The 18,689-nt window shown below is 74.8% G+C and carries 1 protein-coding gene; it reads left to right on the forward strand.

The features are described 5' to 3' along the window. The first annotated feature begins 58 nt into the window (after positions 1–58). Complete coding sequence (locus tag IEJ02_RS02215) at positions 59–18,685, forward strand: non-ribosomal peptide synthetase (RefSeq protein WP_191063068.1); 18,627 nt, start codon at positions 59–61, stop codon at positions 18,683–18,685. Positions 18,686–18,689 lie beyond the last annotated feature (4 nt).

Consider the following 18,689-nt stretch of genomic DNA (forward strand, 5'->3'; position numbering starts at 1 on the left):
CCGGCCCGAGCCGCCCCCCATCCGCCCGTTCAACCGCTCTGAAGGGCCACAACCCACCATGACGGACCACTACGAGACCTCATCGGTGTCCGCACCCCACCCCGTCCCGGACCTCCCCCCGGAGGCGTGGAACGCCACGGATCGCGCCGTCTCCCGCGCACCGCTCGGCGAGCTCTTCGCCGTGTGGGCGGAGCGCACCCCCAAGGCGCCGGCCCTGGTGGCGGACGGGCGCGAGTGGTCCTTCGGGGAGGTCGAGCGCTGGGCGAACCGGCTGGCCCACCACCTCATCGGGCAGGGCGTGGGGCCGGAGCGCGTGGTGGCGCTGGTGCTGCCCCGCTCGGCGGAACTGGTGGTGGCCGAGCTGGCGGTGGCGAAGGCCGGTGGCGCGTACCTCCCGATCGACCCCGCGCACCCCGAGGAGCGCCGGGCCATGATGCTGGCCGACGCCCGGCCGGTGGCCGTGCTGGACGACCCGGCGCGGATCCGTGAGGTGGGGGCCGGGGCGGGCCCGGACCACGCGCCCGGCCGCGGGGAACTGCTCGGCCCGCTGTGCCCCGAGCATCCCGCGTATGTCATCTACACCTCCGGCTCCACGGGCGTGCCCAAGGGCGTGCTGGTGCCGCACGCCGGTCTGGGCAACTTCTCGGCCGCGACGGCGGCCCACTACCGGGTCCGGCCGGGCGACCGGGTGCTGCAGTTCTCCTCGCCCAGCTTCGACGCCTCCGTCCTGGAGCTGTGCTCCTCCCTGCTGGCCGGGGCGGCGCTGGTGGTGCCCCCGGAGGGGCCCCTGCTGGGCGCCGAGCTGGCGTCGGTGCTGCGGGAGAGGCGGGTGACCCACGCCCTGATCCCCCCGGCGGCGCTCGCGACCGTGCCCCCGGAAGAGCTCCACGACGGGCTGCCCGGCTTCCGCACCCTGATCGTGGGCGCGGAGGCGTGCCCCGCCGATCTGGTGGACCTGTGGGCGCCCGGGCGGCGGATGGTCAACTCCTACGGTCCGACGGAGGCCACGGTCGTGGCCAGCTGGACCGACGCCCTGGCGGCGGGCTCCGGCGCCCCGCCGATCGGCCGTCCGCTGCCCAATACCCGGGTGTTCGTACTGGACGAGGCGGCGCGGCAGGTGCCGGTCGGCGCCACGGGAGAGCTGTGCATCGGCGGCGCGGGCCTGGCCCGCGGCTATCTCGACCGGCCGGGGCTGACCGCCGAGCGGTTCACCGCCTGCCCGTTCGGCCCGCCCGGCTCGCGGATGTACCGCACCGGTGACCTGGTCCGCTGGAGTGCCGACGGCGAACTGGAATTCCTCGGCCGGGCCGACCACCAGGTGAAGATCCGCGGCTTCCGCATCGAACTGGGCGAGGTGGAGGCCGCGTTGGCCCGCCACCCCCGGGTGGGGTCCGCCGTGGTCACCGTACGGGAGGACGAGCCCGGGCAGAAGCGGCTGGTCGCCTATGTGGTGCCGCCGAGCGGCGGGACCCCGCCGAAGGTCGCCGAGGTGCGCGCCGCGGTGGCCCGGGTACTCCCGGCGCACATGGTGCCGTCCGCCTACGTCGTACTGGACGCGTTCCCCCTCACCCCGCACCGCAAGATCGACCGGCAGGCGCTGCCCGCCCCGCGCTCCGCGCCGGACGGCGACTCGCGCCACATCGCCCCGCGCACCCCCGCCGAGGAGGCCCTGGCCCGCATCTGGTCCCAGGTGCTGCCGGTGGACACCGTCGGTGTGGAGGACGACTTCCTGGGCCTGGGCGGCGACTCCATCCTCGGCGTGCGGCTGCTGACCCGCATCCGGGCCGAGCTGGGCGTGGAGCTCTCGCTGCGCGATCTGCTCGACGCCAGGACGGTGGCGCGGCTGGCCGGCAAGCTCCCCGCCGAGGCGGCCGAGACGCCCGAGCCGCCGATCCCGCCCGCGCCGCGCGACGGTCCGCTGCCGCTGTCCTCCGCCCAGCGGCGGCTGTGGTTCCTGGACGATCTGACCTCCGGCGGAACCGAGTACAACACCGGGGCCGGGCTGCGGCTCGACGGCCCACTGGACGCGGCCGCGCTGGGCCGGGCGCTGGACCGGCTCGCCGCCCGCCACGACGCCCTGCGCACCACCTTCGCCACCGTGGACGGGCACGGGGTGCAGCAGGTGGCCGCGCACGGGACCGTGACCCTCGACCGGCTCGACCTCGGCGGGCATCCGGCGATGCGGCGCGCCGAGGAGCTCGACGCCACGCTGACCGCCGAGCTGAACCGCCCCTATGACCTGAGACAAGGCCCGCTGACCAGGGCGCTGCTGATCCGGCTCGCCGACGAGGAGCACATCCTGCTGCTGGCGCAGCACCACATCGTCACCGACGGCTGGTCGATCGGGCTGCTGGTGCGCGAACTGGCCGCGCTCTACGCCGTCGAGGTGTCCGGCACCGAGGCCGCGCTGCCCGAACCGGCCCTGCAGTACCCGGACTTCGCGCTGTGGGAGCGGAGCCGTCCCGCCACCGCCGGTGAGGAGGCCGATCTGGAGTACTGGCGGGGCCGGCTGGCCGGGATGCAGACGCTGGAGCTGCCCACCGACCGCCCGCGCCCGCCGGTGCGCACCACGGCGGGCGCGGTGCACCGCCGGGAGCTGCCCGCCGAGTTGGTGGCGGGGCTGGCCCGGCTCGGCAGGGAGCGGGACACCACGCAGTTCACCCTGCTCGCCGCCGCCGCCGCGGTGTTGTTCTCCCGCTACTCGGGCCAGCGGGACATCGCCTTCGGCACCGTCAGCGCCGGGCGCCACCGCGCGGAGCTGGAGTCGGTCGCCGGGTTCTTCGTCAACACCCTGGTGCTGCGGGCCGATGTGGACGGGGACAGCACGGTCGAGCGGTTCCTGGACGCGATGCGCGAGACGGTGCTGGACGCCTTCGGCCATGACCGGCTGCCGTTCGAGCGGGTCGTCGAGGAGCTGGCGCCGCGCCGCGACCCCAGCCGCAATCCGCTGGTGCAGGCGCTGGTCGTCCAGCAGAGCGCCATGGTGCCCGCCCGGGAGGCGGGGGGTGTGCGGATCACCGAGCACTCCCTGCCGCGCCCGGCCGCGCGGTTCGATCTGGTGCTGGAGTTCCTGCCCCGCGACGACGGCTCGCTGGGGCTGACCGTGGAGTTCAACTCCGATCTGTTCGACGCGGCCACGATCGAGCGGATGGCCGGGCATCTGCACCGGCTGCTGACCGCCATGGTGGCCGATCCGGGCGCTACCCTGATCGAGCTGCGGATGCTGGCCGACGCCGAGTGGCATGCGATGCTCGACGCCTGGAACGGGCCGGAGCGCGCCCCGGTCGAGGCCACCCTGCCCGACCTGTTCGCCGCCCAGGTGGCGCGGCGGCCCACGGCCACCGCCGTGACCTGCGGGGACACCAGTCTCTCCTACGACGAGGTGAACCGGCGCGCCAACCGGCTGGCGCGGCTGCTCATCGACCGGGGCGCCGGTCCCGAGCGGCTGGTGGCCCTCGCCCTGCCCCGCTCGGCCGAGCTCGTCGTCGTCCTGCTGGCGGTGCTCAAGGCGGGCGCCGGATATCTGCCGGTGGACCCCGAATACCCCGCCGAGCGCATCGCGTTCATGCTGGCGGACGCCGCGCCCGGGGCCGTCCTCACCACCACCGGGGCGGCCGGCTGCCTGCCCGCGTACGCCGCACCGCTGGTGCTGGACGACCCGGAGGTACGCGCCCGGCTGGACGGGCTCGCGGACGGCGACATCACCGACGCCGAACGACGCGGGCCACTGGTCCCGGCCCATCCCGCCTACGTCATCTACACCTCCGGATCCACCGGCCGGCCCAAGGGCGTGGTGGCCACCCACCGCGGTGTGGCGGGGCTCGCGGCCTGGGCCGCGGCGGAGCTGGGGCGGGAGCGGCTGACCGACGTGGTCGCCTCGACCTCGCTCAACTTCGATGTGTCGGTCTTCGAGATCCTCTGCCCGCTGCTGGCCGGCGGCAGCGTCGAGGTGGTGCGGGATCTGCTCGCGCTCGCCGATCCCGAGGCGCGTCCGCGGGCGACGGGGCTGCTCAGCGGGGTGCCCTCGGTGTTCTCCCGGCTGCTTGGCCAGGATCGCCCGGCGGACTGGTTTCGGACCGTCGTGCTGGCCGGCGAGGCGCTGTCCGCCCAGACCGTACGGGACATCCGGGAGGCCATGCCGTCCTGCCGGATCGCCAATCTGTACGGGCCGACCGAGGCCACGGTGTACGCCACCGGCTGGTTCTGCGACGGTCAGGCGCCCCCGCAGGCCCCGCCGATCGGCCGCCCGGTCGCGGGCACCCGCGCCTACGTCCTGGATCCGACGCTGCGGCTGGTGCCACCCGGGGTGACCGGTGAGCTGTACCTGGGCGGGCAGGGCCTGGCCCGGGGCTATCTGCGGCGGCCCGGGCTGACCGCCCACCGCTTTCTCGCGGACCCCTTCGGGCCGCCCGGCAGCCGGATGTACCGCACCGGTGACCTGGTCCGCTGGAACGGCGAGGGCCAGCTGGAGTACGTGGGCAGAGCCGATGACCAGGTGAAGATCCGCGGCTTCCGCATCGAGCTGGGCGAGGTGGAGACGGCGCTGCTGCGCCACCCCGACATCGCCGAGGCGGCGGCCGTCGCCCGGGAGACGGACGGCCACCAGCGGCTGATCGCCTATGTGGTGGCCGCCTCGGCCGCCGAGCCCGACCCGGCGGGGCTGCGGCGGTTCCTGCGGCGCTCGCTGCCGGACTACATGGTGCCCGCCTCCGTCGTCGTCCTGGAGCGGATGCCCCTCAACCCCAACGGCAAGCTGGACCGCGGCCGGCTCCCCGAGCCGGACTGGGCCGGGGCCGCGGCACCGGGCTATGTGGCGCCCCGGACCGCCACCGAGCGGACCCTGGCGACGGTCTGGGCCCGGATCCTGCGGGTGGAGCGGGTGGGGATGGAGGACAACTTCTTCTCCCTCGGCGGCGATTCGATCCTCAGCATCCAGCTGGTCTCCCAGGCACGGCAGGCCGGGCTCGCCGTCACCTCGCGCGATGTCTACCGCCATCAGACGATCGCCGCGCTGGCCCTGCACCTGGACACCACCACGGCCCCGGCCGAACCCACCGCCGAGGGGGACGGGACGCCCACCGGGGAGCTGCCGCTGACCCCCATTCAGCACTGGCTGTTCACCGCCGACCCCGAGCGGGCCGGCCACTTCAACCAGACCATCTCCCTGGTGCTGCCCGAGGACGTGGACGAGGACGCGCTGCGGCACGCCCTGGACGCGCTGGTGGACCACCATGACGCCCTGCGCTCCCGCTTCCACCGCCGGGACGGCGGCTGGTACCAGCGGATCGAGGACGCGGCGGCCGTCCGCGTACCGCTTCAGCCCACCGGCGCCGGGCACCTGGGCCGCTTCGACCTGGCCGAGGGGCCGCTGATGCGGGCGGTGCTCGACCGGGACGCCGGGCCGCGCCCGGTCCTCCACCTCACCATCCATCACGCGGTGGTGGACGGGGTGTCCTGGCGCGTCCTCCTGGAGGATCTCGACAGCGCCTACCGGCGGGCGGCCCGGGACGAGGGGGCCGGGCTTCCCGCGAAGTCCTCGCCGCTGCGCCGCTGGGCGCTGCGGCTGGGCGCCCATGCCGGGGAAGGCGGGTTCGCCGACGAGGAGGCGTACTGGACCGGCCTGGCCGGGGCCTGCGACCCCTCGCTGCCGACGGACCTGAACGGGACGGCCGTGACGAACACCTACGCCTCGGCCCGGTCGGTCACCGTCCGGCTCGGCCCGGAGGAGACGGCCGCACTCCTCCAGACGCTCCCCGAGGTCTACCGCACACAGGTCAACGACGTGCTGCTGAGCGCGCTGGCCCGGGTGCTGCGCCGCTGGACCGGGCGCGCCCGGGTGCCGGTGGACGTGGAGGGCCACGGCCGCGAGGAGCTTTTCGCGGACCTGGATCTGTCCCGTACGGTCGGCTGGTTCACCACCCGCTTCCCGGTGGCGCTGGACCTTCCCGACACCGGCTGGGGCGAGGTCCTCAAGTCCGTCAAGGAGCAGATGCGGGCCGTACCGCGGCGTGGTCTGGGGTACGGGGTGCGGCGCCATCTGCTCGATGGCGCGGGCCTCCCCGACGGCCCCACCGCCGGGATCAGCTTCAACTACCTCGGCCGGTTCGAGGCACCGGGCGGCGGCGACGGGCTCTTCCGCGGTCTGCACCGGGAGCTGGCCCTGGACGCCGACCCCACCTCGCCGCGCCCGCATCCGCTGGAGGTGGTAGGCCGGGCCTGGGGGGACCACCTGGAGTTCACCTGGTTCTACTCCGCGAACCTGCACCGGGAGGAGACGGTCGCCCGGCTCGCCGCGGAGTTCCGCGAGGCGCTGTGCGAGATCGCCCGGCACGGCGGCGCGCCCGGCGCGGGCGGCCGCACCCCGTCCGACTTCCCGCTCGCCGCCCTCGACCAGGCCGCCGTGGACCGGCTGGCCGGGAACGGCGGCACGGTGGAGGACATCTACCCGCTCACCCCCACCCAGGCGGGCATGCTGTTCCACGCGCTGGCGCAAGGCGACCGGCGGGCCTACTTCCAGCAGCTCACCTTCGTCCTCGACGGGGTGCCGGACCCGGCGGCGCTGGCCGCGGCCTGGCAGCAGGTCGCCGACCGCACCCAGGTGCTGCGCGCCCGGGCGGTGTGGGAGGGGGTGCCCGAGCCGGTCCAGGTGGTGGAGCGCGGGGTCCGGATCCCGGTGGCCCTGCTCGACTGGCGCCATCTGTCCGGGCCGGACGAGCGCCGCGAGGAGCTGCGGAGGTTCCTCGCCGAGGACCGGGAGCGCGGTCTCGACCTGGCCGCCGCCCCGCTGACGCGGCTGGCGCTGGCCCGGCTGTCGGAGACCGAGGTCCAGGTGGTGTGGACGTTCCACCATCTGATCCTGGACGGCTGGAGCCTGTTCCAGGTGCTCTCCGACGTCTTCCACTGCCATGCGCGGGCGCGTGACGGGGCGTCCGGCGCGGCCATGGCGGCCGGGCTGCCCGGCCGCCGCCCGTTCGGCGACTATGTGGCCTGGCTGCGGGAGCGCGACGGGGCCCTGGCCGAGGAGCACTGGCGGGGCCGGTTGGGCGATCTCACCGAGCCCACCCCGCTGCCGTACGACCGGGAGCCCACCGAGACCCATCACGCCGAGTCCACCGAGGACCTGCGCGTGACCCTGCCCGCCGCCACCACCCAGCGGCTCCGGGCCCTGGCCCGGGACGAGGGGCTCACCCTGAACACCGTGGTGCAGGGCGCCTGGGCGCTGCTGCTGGCCCGCCAGTCCGGCCGCGAGGACGTGGTCTTCGGGACGACGGTGTCCGGACGGCCGCCGGAGCTGCCGGGCGTGGAGACGATGAACGGGCTGTTCATCACCACCGTGCCGACCCGCCTCACGGTGCCGGCCGGGTCCACCCTGCTGTCCTGGCTGAGCGCGGTGCAGTCGGGGCAGACCGAGGACCGGCGGTTCGACTTCGTGCCGCTCACCCGGCTGCGGTCCTGGACCGGTCTGCCCGAGCGGGTGAACCTCTTCGACTCCATCGTGGTCTTCGAGAACTATCCGATCGGCGGGGACCTCGCCGCCGCGCACGGTCTCGCCCTGCGCGAGCTGAACGGCGTCGAGACCACCAACTATCCGCTGTCCCTGGTGGTCTACCCCGGCGAGGAGCTGGCGCTGCGGCTCGGCTACGACCCGGCGCTGTTCGACGAGGCCACCGCCCGGCGGACGGCGGAGTATCTGACGGTGCTGCTGACGGCCATGGCCGACACCCCGGACCGGGCGCCGGCACACCTTCCGATGCTCACCGCCGCCCGCCGCCACCAGGTGCTCCGGGAGTGGAACGACACCGCGGTCCCGCTGCCCGAGTCCACGGTGGCCGGGCTGTTCGCCGAGCGGGTGCGGTGCACGCCGGACGCGACGGCCCTGGACGGCGAGGCCGGTCCGGTGAGCTACCGGGAGCTGGACACCCGCGCCAACCGGCTGGCCCACCGGCTCATCGGACACGGCGTCGGCCCGGAGCGCCCGGTGGCCGTCCTGATGGACCGGTCGGTGGAGCTGGTGGTGGCGCTGCTGGCGGTCGTCAAGGCGGGCGGGGTGTACGTACCGCTGGACACCCGCGCCCCCAGGGACCGGCTGCGGAGCGTGCTGGCTGAGGCGGGCGCGGAGGTGCTGCTGACCGACCGGGCCTGGGAGCGCACGGCGGCGGACATCTCGGACACCGCGCGGGCCCTGCTCGTGGAGCCCGGGTCCGGCGACGGCGACGCCCCGTCGGAGCCGCCGAACGTGGCGCTCTTCCCCGACAACGCCCTGTATCTGATGTTCACTTCGGGCTCCACCGGGCGGCCCAAGGGCGTCGCGGTGCGCCACCGCGATGTGACCGCCCTCGTCGCGGACCGCGCCTTCGCGGACCACGACCGGGTGCTGGTGCACTCGCCCCAGGCGTTCGACGCCTCGACGTACGAGCTGTGGGTGCCGCTGCTGCGCGGCGGCCGGGCCGTGCTGGCGCCCGCCGGGGACGTGGACGCGGACACCGTGCGCCGGGCGATCGCCGAGCACGGGGTGAACTGCCTGTGGCTGACCGCCGGGCTGTTCCGGCTGCTCGCGCAGGAGGCGCCGGAGTGTCTGCGCGGCGCCCGGGAGGTGTGGACCGGCGGTGAGGCGGTGCCCCCGGGCGCGGTGCGCCGGGTGCTCGCGGCCTGCCCCGATCTGACGGTGATGGACGGCTACGGGCCCACCGAGACCACGACCTTCGCCACCCGGCGCCCCTTCCGCGCCGGGGAGGAGCTGCCGCGCTCGCTGCCCATCGGACGGCCGCTGGACAACACCCGCGCGTACGTCCTCGACGGCGCCCTCCAGCCACAACCGCCCGGCGTTCCGGGCGAGTTGTTCATCGCGGGCGCCGGGGTGGCGCGCGGCTACCACGGCCGCCCCGGCGCCACCGCGGAGCGGTACCTCGCCGACCCGTTCGGGCCGCCCGGCTCCCGGATGTACCGCACCGGGGACATCGTGGCCTGGACCGACGACGGTGAACTGCGCTTCGTGGGCCGCGCCGACGACCAGCTGAAGGTCCGGGGCTTCCGCATCGAGCCGGGCGAGATCGAGACCGCGCTGACCCGCCACGAGGCCGTGGCGGAGGCGGTCGTCGCGCTCTCCCGGGTGGGCGACCGCTCGCTGCTGACCGGCTACGCGGTGCCGGTGGCAGGGGCCGAGGTGCCGGACGCCGGGGAGCTGCGGTCCTTCCTGGGCGGTCTGCTGCCCGACTACATGGTGCCCTCGGCGTTCGTCGCCCTCGACGCGCTGCCGCTCACCCGCAACGGCAAGGTGGACCGCCGCCGGCTGCCCGCGCCGGACCCGGCGGCGGCCGGGACGGCCGCGTATGTGGCGCCCCGTACCGACACCGAGCGGGCCCTCGCGGCGATCTGGGGCACCCTGCTGGGCCGGGAGCGGATCGGCGCGGAGGACAACTTCTTCCATCTGGGCGGGGATTCGATCCTCAGCATCCAGGTGGCCTCCCGCGCCCGGCAGGCGGGGCTGGCCCTCACCCCCCGCGAGCTCTTCCGGCATCCGACCATCGCCGCGCTCGCCGCCGTCACCACGCCCACCACCACGCCCGCCGCCGACACCGGGCCGGTGACCGGTGAGGTGCCGCTCACCCCGATCCAGCACTGGTTCTTCGGGATGCGGACCGCCCGGCCCGGCCACTTCAACCAGTCCGTGGTGGTGGAGCTCCAGCGGGAACCGGACCTCCGGGCGCTGCGCGCGGCGCTCGACGCGCTGCTGGTCCACCATGACGCGCTGCGCACGCGGTTCGAGCCCGGCGCCGACGGAGGCCCGCGGCAGTACTGCCCGCAGCCGGACCTGACGGCCCCGGCGCCCCTGCGGGTGCACGACCTGTCGGGGCTCGACGCGGACCGGTGCCGGGCCGCCGAGGAAGCGGCGATGGCGGAGGCGCAGGCCGGGTTCGACCTGGCGCGGGGTCCGCTGCTGGCCGCGCGGCTGTTCCACCGCGGCGACGGACGGCGGCCGACGCTCTTCCTGACCGCCCACCACCTCGTGGTGGACGGCGTCTCCTGGCGGGTGCTGCTGGAGGACCTGAACACCGCGTACCAGCAGCTGCTCGCGGACGGCCGGGCCGACCTCGGCCCCCGCACCACCTCCGTACGGGACTGGTCCCGAAGGCTCACCGAGCACACCGCCGCCGGTGGTTTCGACGCCGAACTCCCCTACTGGCGTGCGGTGACCGCGGAGTGCGCCGCGGGGCTGCCCGTGGACGGCGAGGGGGACAACACGGTGGCGTCCATGGCCTCGGTCACCGTCCGTCTTGACCGGGAGCGCACCGAGGCGCTGCTGCGGCAGGTCCCCGAGGTCTACCGCACCCGCGTGGACGACGTACTGCTCGCGGCGCTGGGCCGGGTGCTCGGCGACTGGACCGGGCGGCGCCGGATCGCCGTGGACCTGGAGGGCCACGGCCGGGAGGAGCATCTGCTGGACGGGGTGGACCTGTCCCGCACCGTCGGCTGGTTCACCAGCCTCTATCCGGTCGCCCTGGACGTCCCGGGCGGCGGCTGGGGCGAGACGCTGAAGTCCGTCAAGGAACAGCTGCGGGCGGTGCCCGCACGGGGCATCGGCTACGGCGCGCTGCGCCACCTCTCCCCCACTTCCGGGCTCCAGGGCGCTGCCGAGCCCGGCATCAGCTTCAACTACCTCGGGCAGTTCGACTGGTCGGCGGCGGATGACGACACCGGTCTCGTCCACACCGTACGGGACGGTCTTGGCGGTGACGCCGCGCCCGACACCGCCCGGGCGCATCTGCTGGACGTCGTGGGCCGGGTGGAGCGCCGGTGCCTGGAGATCACCTGGTACTACGGTTCGGGCACCCACACCGAGGAGACGGTGGCCGGGCTGGCGCGGGGGATGCTCCGCGCGCTGGAGGAGATCATCGGCCACTGCGCCGACCCCGCGGCGGGCGGCCGCACCCCCTCGGACTTCCCGCTGGCCCGGCTCGACCAGGCCGCGGTGGACCGGATCGCCGCCGACGGCCGGGCGGTGGAGGACATCTATCCGCTGACCCCGACCCAGGCCGGGATGCTGTTCCACGGGCTGATGGATCCGGCGTCGGACGCGTATGTCAACCAGGTCCAGCTGACGCTGACCGGGGTGGGCGAGCCATCGGCGCTGGCCACCGCGTGGCGGCGGACGGTGGACGCCAATCCGATCCTGCGCACCCATCTGGTGTGGGCGGACACCCCGGAGCCGCTCCAGGTCGTGACGCACCGGGCGGCGCTCCGGATCGTCCACCACGACTGGACGCGGCGGCCCGAGCAGTGGCGCGAGGCCGAGCTGGACCGGATGCTCGCCGAGGACCGGGCCGAGGGGATCGACCTCGCCACGGCGCCGCTGATGCGGCTGGCGCTGATCCGGCTGTCCGCCGACGAGGTGCGGATCGTCTGGACCTTCCACCATGTGCTGCTCGACGGCTGGAGCGCGGCACAGGTCTTCGACGAGGTCTGCGAGCGGTACGCGGCGCTGACGGCGGGACGGGCGCCCGTGGTGCCCGCCCGCCGGCCGTTCCGCGAGTACCTGGGCTGGCTCGGCGAGCAGGACACGGCGGAGGCCGAGCGGTACTGGCGTACGGCGCTGGCCGGGTTCGCCTCGCCCACCGAACTGCCGCGGGACCGGCCCGCGTCGGAGGCGCACCGCAGCGCCTCCTCGGGCTCGCACCGGATCACGCTGGGCGCCGAGGAGTCCGCCCGGCTCCGCACGACCGCGCAGCGGGGCGGGCTGACCATGAACACGGTGGTGCAGGGCGCCTGGGCGCTGCTGCTGTCCCGGTACAGCGGGGCCGACGACCTGTGCTTCGGCACCACCGTCTCGGGGCGGCCGGCCGCGCTGCCGGGCGTCGAGTCCATGGTCGGGGTGTTCATCAACACCATCCCCACCCGGGTCCGGGTGGCCGGGCGGAGCAGGCTGCTGGACTGGCTGCGGGAGCTGCAGTCGGCGCAGTCGGAGTCCCGGCTCTTCGAGTTCGTGTCCCTGGCGCAGCTGGGGAGCTGGAGCGAGGTGCCCGGCGGGGTGAGCCTCTTCGACTCGATCGTGGTCTTCGAGAACTACCCGTTCGACAGCGAGGCCATCGCGGCCCACGGCCTGGGCATCCGGCAGGAGCGGGATGTGGAGCCCACCAACTACGCGCTCAGCGTGGTGGTGGCGCCCGAGGAGCGGCTGTCGATCTGCCTGGACTACGACCCCGACGCGTTCGACGCCACGACGATCGAGCGGCTGGGCGGCTGTCTGCGGAATCTGCTGGTGGAGATGGCCGCCGATCCTGAGCGGCGGCTGGATGAACAGCCGCTGATCGGCGAGGCCGAGACGCGCGGCATCCTCGACCGCTTCAGCGGCCCGGTCTCCACCGCGCCGGACGCGGTGCTGCCCGCGCTCTTCGAGGCGCGGGCGGCCCGTACCCCGGACGCGGTGGCGGTGATGGGCGACGGCGGACCGCTGACCTACCGGGAGCTGAACGAGCGCGCCAACCGGCTGGCCCGGCTGCTGATCGCCTCGGGCGCCGGGCCGGAGCGCTTCGTGGCCCTGGCGCTGCCGCGCACACCGGAGCTGGTGGTGGCGGTGGTGGCGGTGCTCAAGAGCGGGGCAGCCTATCTCCCGGTCGACCCGGCGTATCCGGCGAAGCGGATCGCCTTCATGCTCGGCGACATCGCCCCGGACACGGTGGTGACCACCGGGGAGGTGGCGGACCGGATCCCCGCCGGTGCGGGCGGCGGCCGGATCCTGCTGGACGACGCGGAGTTCCGGGGGCGGCTGGCGCGGCTGCCCGCCCAGGACGTCGGCGACGCCGAGCGGCGCGGCCCGCTGCTCCCCGGCCATCCGGCGTACGCCATCCACACCTCGGGGTCGACCGGTACGCCCAAGGGCGTCGTGGTCACCCATGAGAGCGTGGCGGCGCTGGCCGCGTGGGCGCGGGAGGAGTTCGGCGCCCAGGGGCTCTCCCATGTGGTGGCCTCGACCTCCCTCAACTTCGATGTGTCGGTCTTCGAGATCCTCTGCCCGCTGCTGGCCGGTGGCGCCATCGAGATCGTCCGCGATCTGCTCACCCTGGCCGAGCGGACGAAGGCCTGGACGGCGAGCCTGATCAGCGCCGTGCCGTCGGCGCTCGGGCAGGTGCTCGGCAAGGGGTCGGTCTCGGTGACGGCGGGCACCGTGGTGCTGGCGGGCGAGGGGCTCGCCGCCCGCACCGTCAAGGAGGTCCGGGCGGCCATCCCCGGCTGCCGGGTGGCGAACATCTACGGGCCCACCGAGGCCACCGTCTACGCCACCGCCTGGACCTGCGACCCCGCCGATCCGGACCGCACCCCGCCCATCGGCGCCCCGGTGGCCGCCACCCGGGCCTACGCGCTGGACGCGCGGATGCGGCCGGTGCCGGTCGGGGTGCCGGGAGAGCTCTATCTGGCCGGGCCTGGTCTGGCCCGGGGGTACTTCGGCCGGCCGGGGCTGACCGCGCAGCGGTTCACGGCCGATCCGTTCGGGCCCCCGGGTGGCCGGATGTACCGCACCGGCGACCTGGTCCGCTGGGACGAGCGGGGGCAGCTGGCGTACCTCGGCAGAACCGACGACCAGGTCAAGGTGCGCGGTTTCCGTATCGAACTGGGCGAGGTCGAGGCGGCGCTGGCGCGCCACCCCGGCGTCGCCGAGGCGGCCGCGGCGGTCGTCGACGCCGGCGGTCACAAGCGGCTGGCCGGTTATGTGGTGCGGGTCCCGGGCTCCCCGCCGGTGGACACCGCCGCGATCCACGCCTTCCTCGCCACGAGCCTGCCCGACCATATGGTCCCCTCGGCCGTGGTCGTCCTGGACCGGCTGCTGCTGGGGTCCAGCGGCAAGCTGGACCGGCGTGCGCTGCCCGCGCCCGTCTGGGCGGCCCGCGCCACCGGCCATGTGGAGCCGCGCACGGAGACCGAGAAGGCCCTCGCCGCCATCTGGGCGGAGGTCTTGGGCATCGAGCGGATCGGCGTGGAGGACAACTACTTCGCCCTCGGTGGCGATTCCATCCTCAGCATCCAGATCGTCTCCGCCGCCCGGCGGGCCGGGATCGAGCTGACCCCGCGCCATCTCTTCGTCCACCAGACCGTGGCGGACCTGGCGGCGGCCGCGCGGGAGGCCCCGGCCACGGCGGCCGAGGGCGAGCGGGGGCCGGTGGTCGGCGAGGTGCCGCTGACCCCGATCCAGCACTGGCTCTTCGACCAACTCGGCGCTGCGGCAGGACACTTCACCCAGTCGGTCTCGGCCGAGCTGACCACGCCGGTGGACGAGGGCGCGCTGCGCTCCGCCCTGTCCACGGTGCTGACCCACCATGACGCCCTGCGGCTGCGCTTCGAGCGGACCGAGGACGGCGCCATACGCCAGCACAACGCCCCGCCGGACGCGGAGCCGGCTTGGGACGTCCACGACCTGTCCGCCGTGGCGCCGGAGCGGCGGGACGCGGTGATGCGGGAGACGGCGCGGCGGATCCGGGCCGGGTTCGACCTGGCCCGGGGGCCGCTGCTGCGCGCCGTGCTCTTCACCCGGGGCGAGGGGATACGGCCCGTACTGCTGCTGACGGCCCACCATCTGGTGGTGGACGCCGTCTCCTGGCGCATCGTGCTGGAGGACCTGGACACCGCCTACCGGCAGATCGTCGCGGGCCGGACGCCGGAACCGGGCCCCAAGACCACGTCGTTCCGCACCTGGGCGCTGCGTCTGGCCGAGCACACCGCTGCCGGGGGCTTCGACGCCGAACGCGACCACTGGGCGGCCTCCCACGGTGTCACCGATCTGCCCACGGACGGTGAGGGCCCGGGCACCGCCGCCTCGGAGGAGGAGGTGACCGTCCGGCTCGACGCCGAGGAGACCCGGCTGCTGCTGCAGGAGGTGCCGGGCGCGTACCGGACCCGCGTCAACGACGTGCTGCTGTGCGCCCTGGGACGGGTGCTGGCCCGCTGGACCGGCCGGGACACGGTGGCGGTGGCCCTGGAGGGGCACGGCCGGGAGGAGATCTTCGACGGGGTCGATCTGTCCCGTACGGTCGGCTGGTTCACCTCCATGTTCCCCGTCGCGCTGGAGGCCCCCGCCTCCTGGGGGCTGGAGCGGACGCTGAAGGCCGTCAAGGAGCGGCTGCGGGCGGTCCCCGGGAACGGTCTGGGCCACGGCGCGCTGCGCCATCTGTCCGGCGCGGCCGCCTCCGGGCTCCCCGCCGCCCCGAAGATCAGCTTCAACTACCTGGGCCAGCAGGACTGGGAGCCCCCGGCGGGTGGTCTGCTGCACGCCCTGGCCGGTGGGCTGGAGGGCGATATGAGCCCGGAGGCGCTCCGGCCGCATCTGCTCGATGTGATCGGCCGGGTGACGGACCGGCGGCTCGAGCTCAGCTGGTCCTACTCCCGGTCGCTGCACCAACCCGCCACGGTGCGCCGGCTCGCCGAGGAGATGGCCGAGGAGCTGCGGGCGATCGTCCGGCTGTGCACCCGTCCCGACGCGGGCGGGCGGACGCCGTCGGACTTCCCGCTGGCCGGGCTCGACCAGGAGACCGTCGACCGGTTGGCGGGCGACGGCCGGGACGTGGCCGACATCCATCCGCTGACCCCGACCCAGTCCGGGCTGGTCTTCCACGCCCTGGCCCAGCGGGACCAAGGGCTCTATGTGGAGCAGGCGACCTTCGTCCTGGACGGGGTCGGCGACTCCGGAGTGCTGGCCGCCGCCTGGCAGCATGTCGTGGACCGCACCCCGGTGCTGCGCGGCGCGGTGGTGATGCACGATGTGCCCGAGCCGCTGATGATCGTGCGCCGCACCGCGGCCGTACCGGTCGAGGAGCTCGACTGGAGCGGCCTCACGGAGGACGAGCGCACGGCCGAGCTGGAGCGGCTGCTGGACCGGGACCGCGCCCGCGGGATCGAGCTCACCGCGGCCCCGCTGCTCCGCGTCACCCTGGCCCGGCTCTCCCCCGGTGAAGTGCGGGTGCTGTGGACCTTTCACCATGTGCTGCTGGACGGCTGGAGCGTCTTCCAGGTGCTCGGCGATGTCTTCGCCGCCCATGCCGCCCTGGCCGCCGGTGAGCAGCCGAAGCTGCCGACCCGCCGACCGTTCGCCGACTATGTGGCCTGGCTCGCCCGTCAGGACCGCAGGCGTGCCGAGGCGCACTGGCGGCAGGCCCTGGAGGGCTTCACCACTCCCACTCCCCTCCCCTATGACCGCAGGCCGACGCCGGAGATCGCCACCAGGTCCTCGCGCTGGCTGTCGCACCGGCTCGGTGAGCGGGACACCGCCGCCCTCCAGGACTTCGCACGGCGGCACCGGCTCACGCTGAATACGATCGTGCAGGGCGCTTGGGCATTGCTCGTATCTCGCTTGAGCGGTGAGTCGGACGTCTGCTTCGGGACGCCGGTCTCCGGGCGGCCCGCGGAGCTGCCCGGCGCGGACGACATCACCGGCATCTTCATCAACACCCTCCCGGTGCGGTGCGCGGTGGAGGGCACCGCCGGTACCGCCGCCTGGCTGCGCGAGCTCCAGGCCGAGCAGGCGGACGCGCGCGGCTTCGGCCATGTGCCGCTGGCCCAGCTGCGGGGCTGGAGCGAACTGCCGGCCGGGATGGACCTCTTCGAGAGCCTGGTGGTGTTCGAGAACTACCCCATCAACAGCTCCGCCGCGGCCGAGCACGGGCTGCGGGTGCGCGATCTGAACGCCCTGGAGTCCACCAACTACGCGCTGACCGTGGTGGTCTCGCCCGGATCCGAACTGTCCGTGGAACTCGGCTACGACCCGCGGCTGTTCGAGGAGTCCACCGCCGGGGCGCTGGCCGACCGGCTCACCCACCTCCTCGGCACGCTGGCCGCGGCCCCCGACGAGCTGCCGCTGGACCGGCTCGACATCCTCCCGGCCGCCGAGCGCCACCGGCTCCTGGTGGAGTGGAACGACACCGCCCGGCAGGTGCCCCGGGCGACCTGGGCGGAGCTCGTCGAGGCGGCGGCGGACCGCCGGCCCGACGCGACGGCGGTGGACTCCCCCGGCCTCCGGCTGACCTACGCGGAGCTGGACGGCTGGGCCAACCGCCTCGCCCACCGCCTCATCGCGCAGGGCGTGGGCCCTGGCCGGATCGTCGCGCTGGTGCTGCCGCGCTCGGTGGAGTCCGTTGTGGCCCGGCTCGCGGTGGCCAAGGCCGGTGGCGCCTATCTGCCCATCGACCCCGACTACCCGGCCGAGCGTATCGAGCTGATGCTCAAGGACTCCGCCCCGCATCTGGTGATCGAGCGGGCCGCCGGGGTCCAGGCGCCGGACGGCCCGGCGCACCGCCCCACGGACGAGGACCGGCTCACCGCCGTCCACCCGGACGACCCCGCCTATGTGATCTACACCTCCGGGTCCACCGGAACGCCCAAGGGCGTGGTCGTCACCCACCGCGGGATCGCCGGGTTCGCCGCCGCCGAGGCCGAGCACTTCCAGGTGCGGCCGGGCGACCGGGTGCTGCGGTTCTCCTCGCCCGGTTTCGACGCCTCCGTGCTGGAGCTGTGCATGGCGCTGCCGTCCGGGGCCACGCTGGTGGTGCCCGAGCCCGGCCCGCTGCTGGGCGGCCATCTCGCGGACGTCCTGCGGCGGCAGCGGATCACCCACACCCTCATCCCGCCCGCGGCCCTCGCGACACTGCCCCCGGGCACCGAGCGGGAGCTGCCCGATCTGCGCACGCTGATCGTGGGAGGGGACGCCTGCGGCGCGGAGCTCGCCGCCCGCTGGGCGCCGCACCACCGCATGATCAACGCGTACGGGCCGACCGAGACCACCGTGGTGGCCACCTGGTCCGAGCCGCTCGCCCCGGACGGCGCCCCGCCGCCGATCGGGCGGCCCCTCCCCAACACCCGGATCCATCTGCTCGACGCGCGGCTGCGCCCGGTGCCGGTGGGGGTGGTCGGCGAGCTGTGGGTCAGCGGTCCGTCGCTCGCCCGCGGCTATCTGGGCCGCGCCGGGCTGACCGCCACCCGCTTCGTCGCCGACCCGTTCGGGCCGCCCGGCTCCCGGATGTACCGCACCGGTGACCTCGCCCGCTACGACGGGATAGGCCGCCTGCACCATCTGGGGCGCGACGACCACCAGCTCAAGCTGCACGGCCATCGCATCGAGGCCGGTGAGGTGGAGACGGCGCTGTGCGGTCACCCCGCCGTCGCGGAGGCCGTGGTGACGGTGCGGGAGGACGAGCCCGGGGTGCGCCGACTGGTGGCCCATCTGGTCCTCGCGCCCGGGGCCGATGCCCCGGCCGACACCGAGCTGCGCACCCATCTGGGCCGGACGCTTCCGGGCCCGATGGTCCCGTCGGCGTTCGCCGTGCTGGACCGGCTGCCGCTCAACCAGAACGGCAAGACCGACCGCGCGGCGCTGCCCGCGCCCGGCCCCGCCACCACCACCGCCGCACCGGCCGCCCACATCGCCCCGCGCACCCCCACCGAGGAGGTCGTCGCGGAGATCTGGTCGGAGGTGCTGGAGGTCTCGCCGGTCGGCGCGGAGGACGAGTTCTTCGCGCTGGGCGGTGACTCGGTCCGCAGTCTGCTGATCGCCTCCCGCGCCAAGGAGGCGTTCGCCGTCGATCTGACCCCGCGGGACATTCTGACCGCGCGCACCGTCTCCGCCCTCGCCGACCTGGTCGAGGAGCACATCCTGCGCGAACTCGAAGACGCCGCTTCCGGCGGCAGCGACCACGACGACCGGTGAGGAA

Origin of the sequence: Streptomyces sp. 5-10, from assembly GCF_014712245.1 — a bacterium.
GTDB lineage: Bacteria > Actinomycetota > Actinomycetes > Streptomycetales > Streptomycetaceae > Streptomyces > Streptomyces violaceusniger.